This is a genomic window from Psychrobacter sp. 1U2, assembly GCF_051847575.1.
In genome coordinates this window covers 1-546 of the sequence record NZ_JBPYDC010001669.1, presented here as the reverse complement: position 1 = coordinate 546, position 546 = coordinate 1, and the positions used below count along the sequence as shown (strand labels likewise).

The following is a 546-nucleotide window of genomic DNA, read 5'->3' as shown; positions in this document are numbered from 1 at the left end:
ATTAATGTCTTTTAAGGAAATCTCTTTAGTAGAGGTATGCTGACGTTCTGATACTGACTGCACGTTTTCCATATCTAATAATTGCGCTAATGTTATATTTTTCAAGTACTGTTCTATATGATTTGATAATGCACACCATAAATCATGGGTCAAACACATTGTACCGCCTTGACAATCACCGCGTCCTTCACACTGCATCGCGTTAACAGATTCATCAACAGCAGAGATGATGGTCATCACGTCTATTTCATCTAAAGGTTTTGCCAAATGGTAACCACCTGCCGCGCCGCGGATACTAGTAACCAAGCCACGTTTACGAAGTTTGGAGAACAGCTGTTCAAGATAGGAGATAGAGATAGACTGTCGCTTTGCAATATCAGATAAGGACACAGCGCTGTCTTGCTGACTAGTCTGTAAAGCCAGATCTAATAAAGCGGTAACGGCGTACCTACCTCGAGTAGTTAAACGCATAAAATATCTCCAAGCTGATCAGTTATAAGCCAAATTTAATAACGAGCTTAAGCATATTGATTAATAAAATTAATG

Annotated in this window: 1 protein-coding gene; it reads right to left on the bottom strand. The window is 39.4% G+C overall.

What is annotated here, in order from left to right:
• On the bottom strand, positions 1 to 471 hold a 471-nt coding region (locus ACS8FD_RS23785; protein ID WP_439277663.1), incomplete at its 3' end, for an Rrf2 family transcriptional regulator.
• Positions 472 to 546: the final 75 nt, after the last annotated feature.